Genomic DNA, 17,005 nt, shown 5'->3' with positions numbered 1-17,005 from the left:
TTCACGATTATTTGATTGTAGATGACGGTCCAGTTCATCTATTCTGACAAAAAGTAACAATTCACCAAGAAAGAATAATTATGGGTATAAATGTCACCACATCAGTACAGGAAAGATATTCCGAAGGCGCAAACGCAAGACAGGCGGAATTATGTTGTCCAGTTGATTATAATACGGAATATTTGAAGATCATCCCGTCAGAAGTAATCGAACGCGATTACGGCTGCGGTGACCCGTCACAATATGTTCGTGAGGGGGACGTTGTTCTTGACCTTGGTTCTGGTGGCGGCAAGATTTGTTTCATTGCGTCACAAGTTGTTGGTGAAAAAGGGCGTGTGATCGGCGTTGATATGACCGATGATATGCTTGATCTGGCGCGCCGCAATGCGCCAATTGTTGCGGAAAAGATCGGATATTCCAATGTGGAATTTAGAAAAGGTCAAATTCAGGATTTAAAAACTGATATGGGATTGGTGGATGAATATTTAAATGATCATCCGGTAACGGACAGCGCGTCATATGCAGCTCTTCAAAATAAAATGGCGGAAATCAGGGAAGCATCGCCACTGATTGCAGATGATAGCATTGATATTATCGTGAGTAACTGCGTGCTTAATCTGGTATCGGATCAGGAAAAAAAGGAACTGTTTAAAGAAATGTTCCGTGTTTTAAAACCGGGTGGACGTATTGCCATTTCCGATATCGTGTCCGATGAATATTCGCCAGAACATTTAAAACGTGATGAGAAGCTTTGGTCCGGATGCATTTCCGGTGCGTTTCAAGAAGCGGAATTTGGTGAATTATTAGAAGAAGTCGGCTTTTACGGCATCACCATCGACAAGCTTGATCAAACACCATGGCAAGTGGTTGAGGGGATTGAATATCGTTCCATGACAATCCTTGCGTGGAAAGGGGACCCAGCCACGGAATATGATAAAAACCAAGCGGTTATTTATAAAGGGCCGTTTAAAGAAGTTACTGATGAAGAGGGGCGTACATTCCCGCGCGGCAAACGTATGGCCGTTGGGGATAAGACATTTGCCCGTATGCAAAAAGAACCTTACAAAAGCCATATGGAATTTGTTGAGCCGTTAATTGCTGTTACGGAAGATATTCCGCTATCCTGTTGTTCATTTAAAGAACGCACACCGGAAGAAACAAAACGCGGCGCAGAAAAGCTTACAACCGACCCAAGCCAAAGCAGCGGATGTTGTTAAGTCATTTACCGGAAATTTAGAGATAATAATAAGAGAGTTTAAATATGCTTGATTTCACAGCGCAGGAAGCTGCACCGGAAACAAAATATCTACGTGATTATAAAATTCCTGATTTCACCATCGAAACGGTGGACCTTAATTTTGACCTTCATGATAATGTGACACATGTTACATCACGTATGCATATTAAACGCCAAGGGGAAAAAGACGCGCCGCTCGTTCTGGATGGCAAGGATATCAAACTTATTTCCGTGATTTTGAATAATGCAAATGCGGAATATGAAGTTGATGATGAAACATTAACGATCCATAACGTTCCTGATGAATTTGACCTTATGATTGTGAATGACATTGATCCGGCAAGCAATACGGCCTTGGAAGGGCTTTATGTATCAAACGGCATGTTCTGCACCCAGTGTGAGGCACAAGGCTTTCGCCGTATCACATATTTTATTGACCGCCCTGATGTAATGTCAAAATATCGCGTGCGGATCGAAGCCAATAACGCGAAATACCCGATCCTGCTTTCCAATGGTAATGAAATTGAACGTGGGGACGCAGCAGACGGTCGTCATTTTGTTGTATGGGATGATCCCTTTCCAAAGCCAAGTTACCTATTCGCGCTGGTTGGTGGACGTCTTGGCATGGTTGAAGACAGCTTTACCACCAAAAGCGGCATGGATGTTGTCTTACGCATTTTTGCGGAAGAACAAGACTTGGATAAATGTCCGCATGCGATGGACAGCCTTATTAAATCCATGAAATGGGATGAGGACGTATACGGTCTTGAATATGATCTGGAAATTTTCAATATCGTTGCGGTAAGCCATTTCAATATGGGGGCTATGGAAAATAAATCGCTAAATATTTTTAATACCAAATGCGTACTTGCGAAGGCGGAAACCGCAACGGATACGGATTTCTCATTTGTGGAAGCGGTAGTCGCCCATGAATATTTCCATAACTGGACGGGAAACCGTGTTACCTGCCGTGATTGGTTTCAATTAAGCCTTAAAGAAGGATTGACCGTATTCCGTGATCATGAATTTTCATCGGATATGGGCAGCCGCGCCGTATGCCGGATAAATGATGTGCGTACATTACGCCAACATCAATTCGCCGAAGACAGCAGCCCAATGGCCCATCCGGTACGCCCGGAAGAATATATGGAAATCAATAATTTCTATACCATGACCGTATATGAAAAGGGCGCAGAAGTCATCCGCATGATGCACCGTATTCTTGGCCCTGAAAAATACAGAAAGGCAATGGACCTTTATTTTGAACGTCATGACGGGCAGGCTGTCACATGCGAAGATTTCGTTAAAGCGATGGAAGATGGTTCTGGCATTGATCTTTCTCAATTCAGACTTTGGTATAGCCAGGCCGGCACACCGGAGGTGGATGTAAAATCATCATTTAATAATGGAAAATATACACTAACCTTTTCACAAAAAATTCCGGATACCCGCGGTCAAACCAATAAGAAACCAATGCATATCCCAATTGAGCTTGGTTTAATTGACCGTTATGGCAATGAATTATTACCAAATGAAACGATCTTGCTTGATCTTAAAAAATCAGAACAAGAATTCACATTTGAAGGATTAGAGCACAAACCTATTCCATCTATCCTACGTGGGTTTTCTGCGCCGATTAAGCTGAATACGGACCTTACCCGTGATGAACAGATATTCCTGATCGGTCATGACAGTGACAGTTTTAATCGCTGGGAAGCGGCACAGGAAATATCAACCGATATTATTCTTAAGCTTGTTGATGACCTTGATAATGGCCGTGAACTTGATCTTGATTATGCATTTATTGATGCCATTCGACTTGTGCTGACTGATAAGTCACTTGATAAAGCATTCATTGGTGAAATGCTTGCGCTGCCATCAGAAGGGGTGCTTGGCCAAAAGATGGATACTATCAATGTGGACGGCATTCATGAGGCACGTAAACTGGTGGTTGCTGGGCTTGCGACTGCGCTAAAGGATGAAATGCTTGCCGTATATCATGAATGCAACACGGGTGAGAGTTACGAATTTACACCAGAAGCCGTTGGTCGTCGTCGTCTAAAGAATATGGTTCTTGGATATTTAATGGAAATTGCCGATACGGAAATTTATCAAATTTGCAAAAACCAATTCTATAACGCCAATAATATGACCGATGAAATTTCGGCGTTTACCTTCCTTGTGAATAGCAATAGCCCTGACCGTGATAAGGCGATTACAAATTTTTATGATAAATGGCATCATGATCAATTGGTACTTGATAAATGGTTCAGTGCACAAGCCATGTCATCAAGGGAAGACGTGTTGGACCAAATAGAAAAACTTAATGAACACAAGGATTTTGATCTTAAAACACCAAACCGTGTTCGTTCGTTGATCAGTGTTTTCTGCGGATTAAATCAGGTTCGTTTCCACGATAAATCAGGCAGGGGGTATGAGTTTTTAGGCAAGAACATCAAAGCACTCGACCCGTTAAACCCGCAAATCGCAGCGGGACTGGCCAAGCAGCTTACACGTTGGAAATCATTTGATGAAAACCGTCAAAACATGATGAAAAAGACATTGAATGATATTTTAGCACAAGACGGTCTATCCAAGAATGTCCATGAAATCGTTTCAAAAAGCTTAGATTAGGTATTGTTTTGGCACTATGCCGCAATAACTCTATTAGCGGGAAGGGTGATCGTTGCACGGGTGCCTTTCCCGACTTCGCTTTTTATGCTGAAGTTACCGTCATGTAATTTGACAAGGTTTTGCACGATAGAAAGCCCAAGGCCAGTGCCTTCTTCTTTCAAATACTGATTATCATGTGCCTGATCAAACGGGTGGACAACATGGTCAATACGGTCTTCTGGAATGCCAACACCGGTATCAATAATTTCAATCATCAGCTCACCTGTGCCATTGATGTTGGTTTGACAGTAAACTTTACCATTTTCAGGGGTAAACTTAACTGAATTAGAGATCAGGTTAATGATGGCGCGCATAATGCAGTGGGCGTCACCCTTGACGACGATTTTTTCGATATCTTTTTGACAATGACATGACATTTCAACGCCTTTGGTGTTGGCCAGCTCTTTAAACATATCCAGTGCATCATCAAGGCATTTGTTTATGTGAAATTCTTCTTCATTCAGTTTCCATTTTCCGGCTTCGATTTTCGAAAGATCAAGTATGTCATTAATAACAGTTGCCAGATGCTGACCGCTGTTATGGATATCTTTTAGATATTCACTGTATTTCTCATTTTGTATCTTGCCGAATGTTCCTGATGACATGACCTCTGAAAAGCCGATGATGGCATTAAGCGGTGTTCTGATTTCATGGGACATATTGGCAAGGAAGGCTGACTTGGCACGACTTGCTTCTTCGGCCTCTCGTCTAGCTGTTTGCATTTCCAGTTCGGCTTCTTTGCGTCGCCCAATCTCATTTCTTAATTTGCCGTTCCAAATCAACACGAATGTAATTACTGCAATCGCGCCAATTATAAAACGGAACAGAAGGCTATAATCGCTGACAGGCGCGATTTGCGTTGCCATCCATTTTTTGGAAATTTCGTTATGTTCAATTTCAGTGATTGAATTCATCGCTTTTTCAATTGCACTGGATAACAAGGGTAATTCTTTTCTGGTGCCTATGCTAATGAACGCTTTAAACTCACTTTCACCAATAATGTTCACATGCAACAGTCCTTTTGATGAAATAACGCTCGCGGCGGATGGGATGCTTCCGGCATATGCGTCTGCTTCACCGTTATTAACGGCTATAAGTGCATCTTCAACAGATGTATATTCAGTGATATTTATATCCGGGTAATTTTCTTTAATGTATGTGGTGATTGCAAAACCTGCGACTTGTGCAAAATTAAACCCGCTCATTGCTGATAAATTGGCGAACGAGCTTTCATCGGACCTGGCGAAAATAAACGTCGAAATTGTCAGATATGAACTTGAAAAATCAAGATATTCAAGTCTTTCCCTGTTTGGGCTGGCTGCAGAGAATAAATCTGCTTCGCCGCGTTTAAGGCTTTCAGCACCATCTTGTATGGTTTCATTACCCAGCCATTTAAATTCAACGTTTAATTTATTAGCAATTAAATTTAAATAGTCGCCGGATATGCCGGAAATGTTACCGTCCTGATCAATATATTCAATTGGTGCTGCTTGTGGGTCTGCGGCAACAAGAAAGGTCTGGTTTTCTGATAAGAACTCAAGCTCTTCTTGAGTAAGGCCGATATTTTCAATCTCGTTATATTCATTTAGCCAACGTTGCGATATGACTGATAATTCTTGTTCAGTGACGGCGTAGGCCGCCTTGATTAGAATATCGGTTAAAATTGGAATGTCATTTCTGACCCCTAATGCAAGTAGGTCCCCTGAATGTTCCTCTGGGAAAAACTGTCTGCCGATAACTTCTACACCGGAAATGAAGTGTTGGTTCAATGTGTAGTTACCCACGGGAAGCTGGGCAACAAAGATGTCAATTTCATTTGCTGAAATTGCGTTTAAACCTTCTATTATTCCTGAATATTCACTTAAATTAAATTCGGGATGTTCTGTTTTATAGATTTCTGTTGTTAACCATCCGGTTACTGCGCCCACCCTTTGACCATTTAAATCTTCAATTGATCTGATCTGGTCGCTTCCGGTACGTCCGAAATATACGAGAGGCACATTCATATACGTTGGGGTAAAATTCATATGCGCCCTTCGTTCTTCGGACGGTGTCAAGCTATGCATGACATCTATTTCCCGCTGTTCTAACATAAGAACAAAATCGCCATGGCTGGCGGCATTAACAAATTCAAGCTCAAACCCGGCCTTATTTGCAACCAGTTTCATATAATCAATGGAATAACCTGTTGGCACACCTTGACGGAAATAATGTAAAGGTGGAACATCGATGGCACTACCAGCGCGCAGTACAGGGTTTTCATTAATCCAATTTAGTTCTTCTTGTGTGAATGAGACGTCTTGAGCCTTTACAGGGTTAAGGTAACCATGCAACGAAACCCCCAATAAAATAATCCATACTATAAATTTACTCAAAACATGCTGCTCTAGATTTATTATTCTTAACTTTTAATTGTAGAGCATTTTAGTGACTAAATAGTTAACATGTATAAAAAAGGCTACTTTAAAAGAAAAGTAGCCTAATTTATTCTAAGTTATTGATTTTACTTATTGCTGGTGTTTGATGTCACCATGAACAATAGTTAAAACAGCATTGGATGACATGATTTGATCCTCTGGAATGACCATTAAATCCTTATCAAATACCACAAGATCAGCAAGCTTACCCATTTCAATGGAGCCAAGAGCATCTTCTTGGAATGCAGCATATGCGCCCCAAATGGTTAGCATTTTTAAGGCTTCTTCACGTGTTACCGCATATTCAGGGTGCCATCCTTGGGCTGAGAAGCCATTAAGATCTTTACGGGCAATGGCCGCGTAAAATTCAATACGAGGATCACCAATTTCAACCGGCTGGTCTGAGCCGCCAGGAATAATGGCACCTTTATCAATGAATACGCGCCATAGGTAAGCGTTCTTAAGGCGTTCAAGTCCAAGGCGGTCTTCGGCAAAGTGAAGATCGCCAATCGCATGTGACGGTTGCATTGATGGCAGAACATCAAGATCGATGAAACGGTCAACATCGTCCGGCTGAACATTTTGTGCATGTTCAATACGCCAGCGAACGTCATTCACTTTACGCTGTGATTTCGGGACATTGTTAAATGCCATTTCATATGCATCAAGAACCTTACGGTTTGCATCATCACCAATGGCATGAGTTTCAATTTGAATGCCGGCTTTTAGTGCGCCTTCTAGTAATGGCAGAATTTCTTCCGGTGTATAACGCATCAAACCACGCGTATCATAATCAGCATATGGTTCGATGAATGCTGCACCGCGTGATCCAAGGGCACCATCCATTACGATTTTAATATCACGAACGGTTAGATAATGTTCCGGATCAATGATTGCACCATCCGCAACCAGCTTGCTCGCGCTATCGCCGTAACCCATTGCGTCATAAATACGGTGAGCGAGCTTCCCTTCATCACGAAGTTCTTTCATCAGGTTAAAGGATTCCCATGAACTGCCCGCGTTTTGGAAGCCAGTCCAGCCAAGTTTAACATTACGTTCAGTACCAGCCTGGATTGCACGTTTTACATCCGCAGATGTCGGTGCAGGGATAAGCGGACGCACGTAACGCATTGCCGTATCAATCAGCATGCCTGTCGGTTCACCATTTTCATCAAGATTAATATGTCCACCAACCGGGTTTTCACTTTGCCCTGTGATTTCAGCCATATTCATAGCGACCGTATTAATAACGGATGCATGGCCGTCAGCACGGGTTAGGTAAACTGGACGATCAGGTACGATTTCATCAAGATCCTGACGGGTTGGGAAACGTTTTTCCGGCCACACTTTTTCAATCCAGCCACGGCCGACGATCCATGGTTGATCCGGGTTTGCATCAGCATATTCCTTAACCGCGGCAAGCATTTCAGCAAGACTATTGATACCTTGAAGGTTCAGGTTTACTTCGCGGAAACCAACGCCGGAAATATGTCCGTGGGATTCAATAAAACCCGGATAAACGGCCTTACCCGCCAAATCAATAACATTTGCATCGCCGCAGGCATAACGTTCTGCACCACCATTATCGCCGACATAAATGAATTTACTGTCTTTAATGGCAATGGCTTCTGCAGATGGGTTGTTGTCATTAACCGTATAAACGGTACCGTTTGTTAAAACGATATCTGCCGGTGTACAAACGGCATTTGATGCAGATGTTTCTTTTGATCCTCCGCTTCCTTGTTCTGCGGAACAAGCAGCAAGCAGCCCCATGGCCGCAGTGGCAAGCAATATGTTTTTTATCATATTATTTCCTCGTTAAATTTTGCGCGATTTTTGATTTTTAAATTTTGTCACATGCAAGATAGAACGTATATGCTGCAGATTACAACGAGTTTTTACCGAAAAGGGGGGATTTAAAGGGAAAATGAACAAAAAAAATACGGGAGTTAGAAAATATGGGTGATTTATTTCCTAACTCTCGTACATGTAGTTCGTTTTTTTACTGCATCTAAGTTTATGTGCCCAAATATAAAAAATATATTTTCCAAACTGTAATTTAAAAAATACCCCTGCCAAGATTTTTTATAAGTTATAAATCTAACCTACATGATCTGACGCAGTAAAAGAAAACTACCCTGCCAATGTTTCTGGAAAATGACTAAATAAGTACTTTTGTGTAATTTATTGTAATGAATTGTAACCAAATGTAACCAAAGGACTGTTTATTTGATTATTTATGCGATTCAAATTATAAATCATTGATTAATAATAATGAATTATTCGGATGATGATCAAGACCTTACTACATATTATTTTTGGATTATGTTTGTTATCGGTATCTGCCGATGCGCAAACTTATGTTCAGCCAGATGGTAGTGAAAATGATCTTCTTGATACGCCGATCTTAACCACGGAAGAAGTGGAATGGATTGCAAACAATCCGAAGATAACTGTTACTGCAAAATTCAATGCCGCCCCAATTGAATTTATGAGAGCGGGTGAACCCGCGGGTTTTTCAATTGATTACTTTCGACTTGTTGCCGAAAAAGTCGGTTTAGAGCTAGAGTTCGTCACAGATGAAATATGGGCAAACCTTATCACAAGGCTTGAAAACCGTGAAATTGATGTTTCTCATAATATTGTTCAAACACCGGTACGTGAAAGTTTCCTTGATTTTTCGCCGCCATATCTTGAATTGTTACCAGCTGTGTTTGGTAGCACATCGCACGAAGATATTAACTCTGTTGAACAGTTAAGAGGTAAAAGAATACTGGTTCTTAAAGGGTGGGCAGCAACAAGACAGTATAAAGAAAAATACCCTGATTTAGAATTTATTGATGTTGATAATTCAACGTCCGCGATGCTTGCTATTGCAAATGGTACGGGTGATTTGTTCTTTTTGCCGTTGTTAATTGGTAAATATGTAATCGACAGTGAATTTATTCCCAATGTTAAAGTGCTTGGCAACCTTGGCTTTATGAATATTCCAAATATGGATTATGTTCGTATAGCGACACGTAATGATCAACCGATGCTTGGTTCTATTATTCAAAAAGGAATGCTCAGTATATCGGAAGAAGAATTTAAATCATTAAAAGATAAGTGGTTTTTGCCGGACCGTGCGGATAGTGATTTATTGCTTACCCCGTCAGAAGAAGATTGGTTGGCAAAGAACCCGGTTGTTAGGGTGGCGGTTGATCCAACGATTTTACCTGTTGAATTCATTGACGAAAATGGCGAAATTTCGGGAATTTCAGGGTCTTATATTAATATTTTAAAGGAAAAACTCGGGCTTCAGTTTGAATGGGTGGAAAATAATAATTTCCGCCAAGGACTGGCCATGAGCTAAATAAACAAGCCGATGTCATAACCGCGATTACCCCGTCAATGGATAGGGAAAAATACATTGATTTCACCGAAGTATATATGACGCTCGACAGTGTGATTTTTGCCCGCGAAAATGAAGATGTATTTGTGGATTTGTCTGGCCTTAGTGGCAGAACGGTTGCACAAGTTGCAGGTTTCAGGGTCACCAGAAGAATTAAAGAATTTTACCCCGATATCAATGTGATTGAAGTTGCAACAATTCCAGAGGCTTTAAAGCTCGTGTCATCGGGTGAGGCTGATGCCTATGTCGGAAGCGTGCCGATCACGTCCTATAATATCGCCATGGAAAATCTGACGAACTTGGTGACAGTTGGTAGTACGCCATATTCGACAAAGATCGCAATTGGTATTCGTTCTGATCTACCACATTTAAGTAGCGCGGTGAGAAAAGCCATCGATAGCGTAACGGTACAGGAAAAAGCGGAAATCAACCGTCAATGGATCATGCTTGAAAAAGCGCCGGACCCAGATTATTCGCTTATATTAAGGATTATTGGGGCTTCGCTTATTATTATTCTTTTATTCTTGTTATGGAATTACAGTCTTCGTAAAGAAATCTCACTTAGAAAGTCCAGTGAAGAACGTTTTAAGCAAATTGCAGAAACTGTTGATGGTTTATTTTATATCCTGAAGCCAAATATGAGAGATATTGAATATATTAGCCCTAATTTTGAGGAATGGACAAAATTTACCTGCGAAGAAATTTATCAGGATCCATTTATCTGGGATCAGATTTTACACCGTGAAGACAGGGATTTTTATAAGAATGCAATAGAGCGCGTTATAAAAAGCGACTATAAAGCCAAAATTCCCGATTATAGAATTGTTCATAAGGATGGAACCGTCAGATGGTTATCAAGTCAAATTCATCCAGTTTATGAAGAGGGAAAGATAAAAAACATCATTGGTTTTTCAAGCGATATTACTCAAAGTAAAATATCATCATCCAAACTTGATGAAATGAGTAACCAGTTCCAAAATGCCTTTGATTATGCGACCAATGGCATGGCCCTTATTTCCATTGATGGCAATTTTTTAAGGGTTAATGATGCGCTTTGTAATATTTTGGATTTCAGCGAAGATGAGATGCTTGAAAAGACACTTATGCAAGTAACGCATAAGGATGATCTTAAAAACAGCATGTCAATGATGAAAGAGGTTCTAAAGGGCATCCGTCCATCATTTGAACTGGAAGAACGTTACGTACGTGCTGATAATAGTATTGTGCCAGTTCAATTTAATGCGTCTTTGGTTCGTGATGGGGAAGGTAAACCAAAACATTTCGTGGCGCAGTTCCAGGATCTTTCCGAGCTTAAAGAAAGGGAAGACCAGCTGCGTCATTCGCAAAAAATGGATGCTGTGGGCCAACTTACGGGTGGTATTGCCCATGACTTTAATAATATCCTTGGTATTATTCTTGGAAATCTCGAAATTCTGGATAGTACGATTGAAGCAGAAGCAAAACAAAAAAGCAGATTGCAAAAAGCGATTAAAAGTGTGGATCGGGGCAGTAATCTGATCAAAAAGCTTCTTAGTTTTTCGAGGAATTCATCACCGCAAAGAGCGGTTACCAACGTCAATGACTGTATTCGAATTTTTCAGGATTCTATGAGCAAATCACTTGGTCATACTATTCAGTTTGAAACATCATTATTAGAAAACTTGTGGCCGGCGGAAATTGACGAAAGTGAATTTGAGGATGCAGTATTAAATATCTGCCTTAATGCACGAGACGCGATGCCGAACGGCGGTTCGTTCACCATAAAAACAGAAAATGTTGTGCTCAATGAACAATATGTAGAAAGAGTATCAGATAGTAAAATCGGCGATCATATTCTTATATCTTTTACTGATACCGGTGAGGGGATAGCCCCAGCGATTAAAGATAAAGTTTTAGAACCATTTTTCACAACCAAGTCAGTGAATAAAGGCACCGGTCTTGGTTTAAGCATGGTTCACGGGTTTGCGCAGCGTACAGGTGGGCATCTACGAATTCATTCTGAAATTGGTGTTGGTACAACGATCAATTTATATATCCCGCGTTCTTATAGAGCATTCGAAGCGGATGAAGAGGTAAGAGAAGAACAAGTATTATTGCCAACGGGTAAGGAAAAAATACTTGTTCTTGATGATGAAGAAAACCTATGCGAGGTGGCTGAGAACCAGCTTAAAAACCTTGGTTATTCGGTGTTTGCGGCCAATGATAGCAAGACAGCGATAGATATCTTGAAAAAAAACAGCGATATTGAATTATTATTCAGTGATATCGTTATGCCAGATGATGATGATGGATATAAGGTTTCCCAAATTGCGCGGGAATTAAATCCATCCATAAAAATTCTATTGACCAGTGGATATTCAGATAATGTCGAGGTTGATGTGTCAGGAAGCAGAATTAAAGAAGAATTGAAAAGAAGTGTGCTTGCAAAACCATATAGCCATCATGAGCTTGCCTTTGCGGTAAGGCGCACATTGGATAGATAAATTCGTTATTCAATTTTTCCGATGAACATATAACCTACTTGCCTGATGGTGCGAATATACTGTGGGTTTTTTGCATCATCTTTTAATTTACGGCGTAATTTGGCGACCATAACATCAAGGCTTCTATCGAAGGGAGTATAATCCCTTGAATTGGCACCGATATGATCTAATAACTGTTCACGGCTTAATGTGCGGCCTGCTGCTGAAATCAGTGCGCTTAAAATTGCATATTCGTGTCCTGTGATAGCGATGTTTTCACCATCTGGAGCAAATAAAGTTCTTGAATGGGTATCAAGCTTCCAGCCGTTAAATACAATCATATCGTCGTTCTGGGCAGCCCCGGAGCCATTATCATTATTGCTGGACGATCTTCTTAAAATGTTTTTAAGGCGTGCGACCAATTCATGGGAATGGAATGGTTTAGTGATATAATCATCAGCACCAAGCTCAAGGCCGACAACTTTATAGTTAATGTCACCTTTACCCGTTAGAAGAACGATAGGGATATCATTGCCTTCTCTTAATTCTTTTAAGGCCGATAGACCATCCTGATCCGGAAGTGATATATCAAGAAGAATAAGAGATATATTGCGGTTTTCAAGATGGCTGTACATCTCGTTCACATTTTGCGTTTCGAGCACTTCAAAACCATTCAGTTCCAAAAGTGCTGAAACGACATCTCTAAATTCGTCTTCATCATCAACTATCAGGATGACATCTGACATTAATAACTCCCTATTAAATGTCCCCCAATTTATAAAATTCAAAGGCAGTATAATGAGTATTTATCATGATGTAAAAAACAAAATGTACATAAATTGTTGTTTTTTGAAACAATATGAAACTTATGTGATCACGTTAAGTGCTTTATTTATATAAGGTTTTTCTGATATTGTGCCTGAGGGCGGGTGTTTATACATGCATACTGGTTTGTTTTAATATGTCATAAACATTCCAAATTTTGCGGAAAGACCACGAAGCGGTGTACCATTTTCCAATCCTTCGACGTATGAAAAGTTTTTATAATATTTATCAAATAAATTATTGGCTTTAACATAAAGCTGTACATTATCATTCACTTGATACGATAACTTGGCATTAAAATGGGTAAAGGCATCAATATTGATGTTTTCAGGGTATAAGTTGCCATCGGCTAGCTTGGAAATAAAACCGCTACGATAAAATCCGTTTATATTAAAATTCCATTGGTTCAGATTATAATTTAAAACCCAAAAGGCCTGTTTTTCAGCAACGCCAACTTCATCGGCATTGTTCATAATAGAACCACCAACTTTTAATGTTACATTTTCAACGGGATTAAATAATGCTTCTGCTTCCCAACCGGTATTTGTGATTTTATTTAAGTTCTGTGCCTGAAATGCGTTAAAACCTTCGATGATGTCTTCTACGAGAACGGGTTTGATGACGTCCGACAATTCATTTCTAAACCATGTAATGGTAAAAATGCTTTTACCAAAACGCTGTGAAATGGATGCTTCAAATGTTGTGATATGTTCAGGATTAAGGTTAGGGTTACCAACCGCATTGGTGGCAATTTCTGAATCTGTTTCTGCAATGGTTGGCGCCCTGAATGCTTGTCCAAACAATCCTTTGACTGTTGTGTCATCCGTTAATTTATAAACAACACCGCCACGAAGACTTATTTTGCTGCCAATTTCTTTATGATCATCGTATCTTATGCCACTTGTTATAGATAAATTGTCGGTTGGTCGCCATTGACTTTGCAGGTAAGTACCAATGATTTGTTGAGAGGTGGCATCAATAAGATAATATTCATCAGGGTTAAGCGGTAATCCATACCCGCCAAAGAAACCAATGACATGCTCGTCGCCGGGGATAAAATCCACGCCATCGCTTGCAAAAAAAGCATCCTGATCCCAGTTACCCTGAAATGAATTTCGATCAATGCTGTTTTCTTTAAAATTAGCGCCCATTGTAATGGTATGATTTTCTGCATGTTCCCAATTGGCAGAAAAACCAATACGGTAATCTTTACCTTCGCGGTAATTGCCACCTTCGGCGTCAACCTCGGCCCCGTTAGTCCATACTAAGTCCGCAGCAGCGGATGCAGGGAATAATAGTGACCTAAAATCAGATTGGAAATATTTGAAATCGGCATATGGTTCAATTGTAAGTTTAGGATTAACTTGATACGGATAACGTGCGGATATAATCACATTATGGGTGTCGGTTCTTTGTTTGCCGCTTAAGTCACCCTGAGCACCGCCAGCGACAAATTCACCCATGCGTCTATAGAAAAAATAACCGTTTAACTGTAGTCCGGAAATGTCGAGATTTAACGCACCATCAAAGCCTTTCACAGGGTCTTTGGTTGGGTTTAGTTCGCCAAAATGATTGAAGAATGGTTCATAATATTCGCCGTCATCTTCAAAATACTTGCCCGATATGGATGATTTAATCGTTTCCCATTCAGCGCTGTTTTGAAAGCTGACCTCTCTGGCATAGAAGGAACCATAAGATGCGCTTATGTTATTGCTGTCTTTACGGGAAATGATGTTTACAACACCGTAAAGTGCACCTGATCCATAAATCGCTGAACCGGGGCCACGGATAACCTCTATTTGTTCAATGTTTGAAACGCTCATGAAAGGAAGGCCTTCGGCGGCCCCGCCACAAACACTGTCATTTACTGCAACATTATCAAGCAGGAATAAAACCCCATTTCCACAGGGGCCCGTTGATCTTCCACGGAAAATGGCACTTTTACCAAGTGCATCACTGCGGTTGGTATAGGCGCCCGGAATAAAATTAAGAAGGTCTTCAACCGTATCGACACCCATGCTCATGATTTCTTGACGGGTATATACAGTGACGGAAGAGGGGGCTTCCATTGCTGTTTGTGGTGTCAGTGTCGATACAGTCGTTCTAATGTTTAGCAATTCTTCGATTGAATAATTGGTAAGGTCGGTATCTGGCAATGTATCATTTGCCGATGCCCATGAACCTAATAGAACAGAAGCATATATTGAAAGTGGTGTAAGCCTTTTCATTTTATATAAGCTAATCTCTCGTTATCCTTTCAATCCCCAAGAGGCGCTAATTAAAAATAACTTTAAATCTAAAATAGTTAACTTAAAGTTATTTCTGATAAACAATTTTTCCATTTACAATTGTCATCACATTTTCAGCACTCATAATCTGATCTTCTGGAATGGTCATAAGATCTTTGTCAAAAATACTGAAATCAGCAAGTTTACCAACTTCGATAGAACCAAGCACATCTTCTTGGAATGCGGCCATTGCACCCCAAATTGTAAACATTTTTAGTGCTTCTTCACGGGTTACCGCATATTCCGGATGCCATCCGTCAGCAGAAAAACCGCTTAAGTCTTTACGGGCTACAGCTGCATAAAATTCAATGCGTGGATCACCAATTTCAACAGGCTGATCCGAACCGCCGGGGATAATTGCGCCCTTATCAATCATTATACGCCATGGATAAGCATTGGCAAGTCGTTCACGTCCCAAGCGGTCCTCTGCGAAATGAAGATCACCAATCGCGTGGGATGGTTGCATTGATGGGATGACATCAAGGTCAATGAAACGGTCCTGATCATTTGGTTGAATGTTCTGCGCATGTTCAATACGCCATCTTGCATCTGCCACTTTACGTTTTGATTTTGGCACGGCTTTGAACGCATCTTCGTAAATATCAAGCATGATGCGGTTCGCCCCATCGCCGATGGCATGTGTTTGAATTTGAATGCCGTTTTCAAGTGCCTTGATGATCAATGGCATCATTTCTTCCTGTGTAAACATCGGAAGACCTTTGGTGTCATAATCGGCATATTTATCAATGAAAAGCGCACCACGGGAACCAAGTGCACCATCCATCATCATTTTGATACCACGTGTGGTTACATAATGTTCAGGGTCAATGTCTGGCCCTTCTTCAGCCAGTCTTTCGGCATTTTCGTCCATCCACATTACTTGATATAGTCTATGTGCAAGGGCACCTTCTGCACGAAGCTCTTTGGCAAGTTCAAGGCTTTCGTAAGTACTTCCAGCATTATGGAAACCTGTCCAGCCAAGGGATGCATTTCGTTCTGCGCCACGTTTTATGGCTGCTTTTGTTTGCTCTCTATTTGGTGAAGGGATTAGGCTGCTAACGATGTTCATTGCGTTATCAATCAACATACCTGTCGGTTCACCATTGTCATCAAGGTTAATATGGCCACCAACCGGATTTTCAGTTGTGCCTGTGATACCGGCCATTTCCATGGCTTTGGTATTGATAACGGCACTATGGCCATCTGCACGGCCAAGATATACGGGACGGTCAGGAACAATTTCATCAAGATCCTGACGTGTTGGGAAGCGACCTTCCGGCCAAACTTTTTCGATCCATCCGCGGCCGGATACCCATTCTGCATCCGGGTTTTCATCAGCATATGCTTTAACGGCAGCAAGCATTTCAGCAAGACTATCAATACCTTGCAGGTTCAGGTTTACTTCACGGAAACCGACACCTTCCAAATGTCCGTGGGATTCAATAAGTCCTGGATAAACGGCCTTACCAGCGAGGTCGATGATATTTGCATCACCACATGCATAACGTTCAACACCGATATTATCGCCAACATAAATAATTTTATTACCCAAAATGGCTGTTGCTTCTGCGGTTGGTTGGTTGTCGTTAACGGTATATATTTTACCATTCTTAAGAACGATATCAGCATCAACACAGCTTTGTGCAAATGATGTTGTTGTCATTAATGCAGTTAATGCTGCGGTTCCTAATATTTTTTTAATCATATTTTCT

At 40.9% G+C, this 17,005-nt stretch carries 8 protein-coding genes and 3 pseudogenes; 5 read left to right on the top strand and 6 right to left on the bottom strand.

What is annotated here, in order from left to right:
• Positions 1-80: 80 nt before the first annotated feature.
• Entirely contained in the window at positions 81-1,217 is a 1,137-nt protein-coding gene (locus KW060_RS09750; RefSeq protein ID WP_249034636.1) for a methyltransferase domain-containing protein, read from the top strand.
• 44 nt (positions 1,218-1,261) lie between these two features.
• Positions 1,262-3,871, top strand: a complete 2,610-nt coding sequence (pepN, locus tag KW060_RS09745; RefSeq protein WP_249034635.1) for an aminopeptidase N — start codon at positions 1,262-1,264, stop codon at positions 3,869-3,871.
• A gap of 14 nt (positions 3,872-3,885) precedes the next feature.
• On the opposite strand, the pseudogene KW060_RS15945 reads toward pepN, so the two are convergent.
• From KW060_RS15945 to KW060_RS09735, 3 genes and pseudogenes are all read right to left on the bottom strand, one after another.
• Positions 3,886-4,581 (bottom strand): annotated as a pseudogene (locus KW060_RS15945) (sensor histidine kinase); the annotation flags it as partial.
• A gap of 201 nt (positions 4,582-4,782) precedes the next feature.
• Positions 4,783-6,243: pseudogene (locus tag KW060_RS15940) on the bottom strand (transporter substrate-binding domain-containing protein); the annotation flags it as partial.
• A gap of 174 nt (positions 6,244-6,417) precedes the next feature.
• Positions 6,418-8,133: an amidohydrolase gene (locus KW060_RS09735; protein ID WP_249034633.1), complete on the bottom strand. Its 1,716-nt coding sequence runs from the start codon at positions 8,131-8,133 to the stop codon at positions 6,418-6,420.
• A gap of 481 nt (positions 8,134-8,614) precedes the next feature.
• On the opposite strand from KW060_RS09735, the gene KW060_RS09730 reads away from it, so the two are divergent.
• From KW060_RS09730 to KW060_RS09720, 3 genes and pseudogenes are all read left to right on the top strand, one after another.
• Entirely contained in the window at positions 8,615-9,679 is a 1,065-nt protein-coding gene (locus KW060_RS09730) for a transporter substrate-binding domain-containing protein (RefSeq protein ID WP_250646650.1), read from the top strand.
• A gap of 11 nt (positions 9,680-9,690) precedes the next feature.
• Positions 9,691-10,149, top strand: a pseudogene (locus KW060_RS09725) (hypothetical protein); the annotation flags it as partial.
• Between the two features lie 12 nt (positions 10,150-10,161).
• A complete protein-coding gene (locus KW060_RS09720; protein WP_274757349.1) occupies positions 10,162-12,201 on the top strand; it encodes a hybrid sensor histidine kinase/response regulator in 2,040 nt (679 codons plus the stop codon).
• A 5-nt stretch (positions 12,202-12,206) separates the two neighbouring features.
• On the opposite strand, the gene KW060_RS09715 is transcribed toward KW060_RS09720, so the two are convergent.
• The 3 genes from KW060_RS09715 to KW060_RS09705 form a co-directional block, all read right to left on the bottom strand.
• Positions 12,207-12,926, bottom strand: a complete 720-nt coding sequence (locus KW060_RS09715) for a response regulator (protein WP_249034632.1) — start codon at positions 12,924-12,926, stop codon at positions 12,207-12,209.
• 210 nt (positions 12,927-13,136) lie between these two features.
• Positions 13,137-15,233, bottom strand: a complete 2,097-nt coding sequence (locus KW060_RS09710; RefSeq protein ID WP_249034631.1) for a TonB-dependent receptor plug domain-containing protein — start codon at positions 15,231-15,233, stop codon at positions 13,137-13,139.
• 88 nt (positions 15,234-15,321) lie between these two features.
• The gene (locus KW060_RS09705) at positions 15,322-16,998 is read right to left on the bottom strand and encodes an amidohydrolase (RefSeq protein WP_249034630.1); all 1,677 of its coding nucleotides are present in this window, start codon (positions 16,996-16,998) and stop codon (positions 15,322-15,324) included.
• Positions 16,999-17,005 lie beyond the last annotated feature (7 nt).

The sequence above is a fragment of the Pseudemcibacter aquimaris genome (assembly GCF_028869115.1).
Lineage (GTDB): Bacteria > Pseudomonadota > Alphaproteobacteria > Sphingomonadales > Emcibacteraceae > Pseudemcibacter > Pseudemcibacter aquimaris.
This window is presented reverse-complemented; position numbering and strand designations above follow the sequence as displayed.

Bases quoted from the DNA above. Each gene is read 5' to 3' on its own strand.
- KW060_RS09715 (WP_249034632.1), bottom strand. From the start codon at position 12,926: ATGTCAGATGTCATCCTGATAGTTGATGATGAAGACGAATTTAGAGAT.
- KW060_RS09705 (WP_249034630.1), bottom strand. From the start codon at position 16,998: ATGATTAAAAAAATATTAGGAACCGCAGCATTAACTGCATTAATGACA.
- pepN (WP_249034635.1), top strand. From the start codon at position 1,262: ATGCTTGATTTCACAGCGCAGGAAGCTGCACCGGAAACAAAATATCTA.
- KW060_RS09735 (WP_249034633.1), bottom strand. From the start codon at position 8,133: ATGATAAAAAACATATTGCTTGCCACTGCGGCCATGGGGCTGCTTGCT.
- KW060_RS09750 (WP_249034636.1), top strand. From the start codon at position 81: ATGGGTATAAATGTCACCACATCAGTACAGGAAAGATATTCCGAAGGC.
- KW060_RS09710 (WP_249034631.1), bottom strand. From the start codon at position 15,233: ATGAAAAGGCTTACACCACTTTCAATATATGCTTCTGTTCTATTAGGT.
- KW060_RS09730 (WP_250646650.1), top strand. From the start codon at position 8,615: ATGATGATCAAGACCTTACTACATATTATTTTTGGATTATGTTTGTTA.
- KW060_RS09720 (WP_274757349.1), top strand. From the start codon at position 10,162: ATGCTTGAAAAAGCGCCGGACCCAGATTATTCGCTTATATTAAGGATT.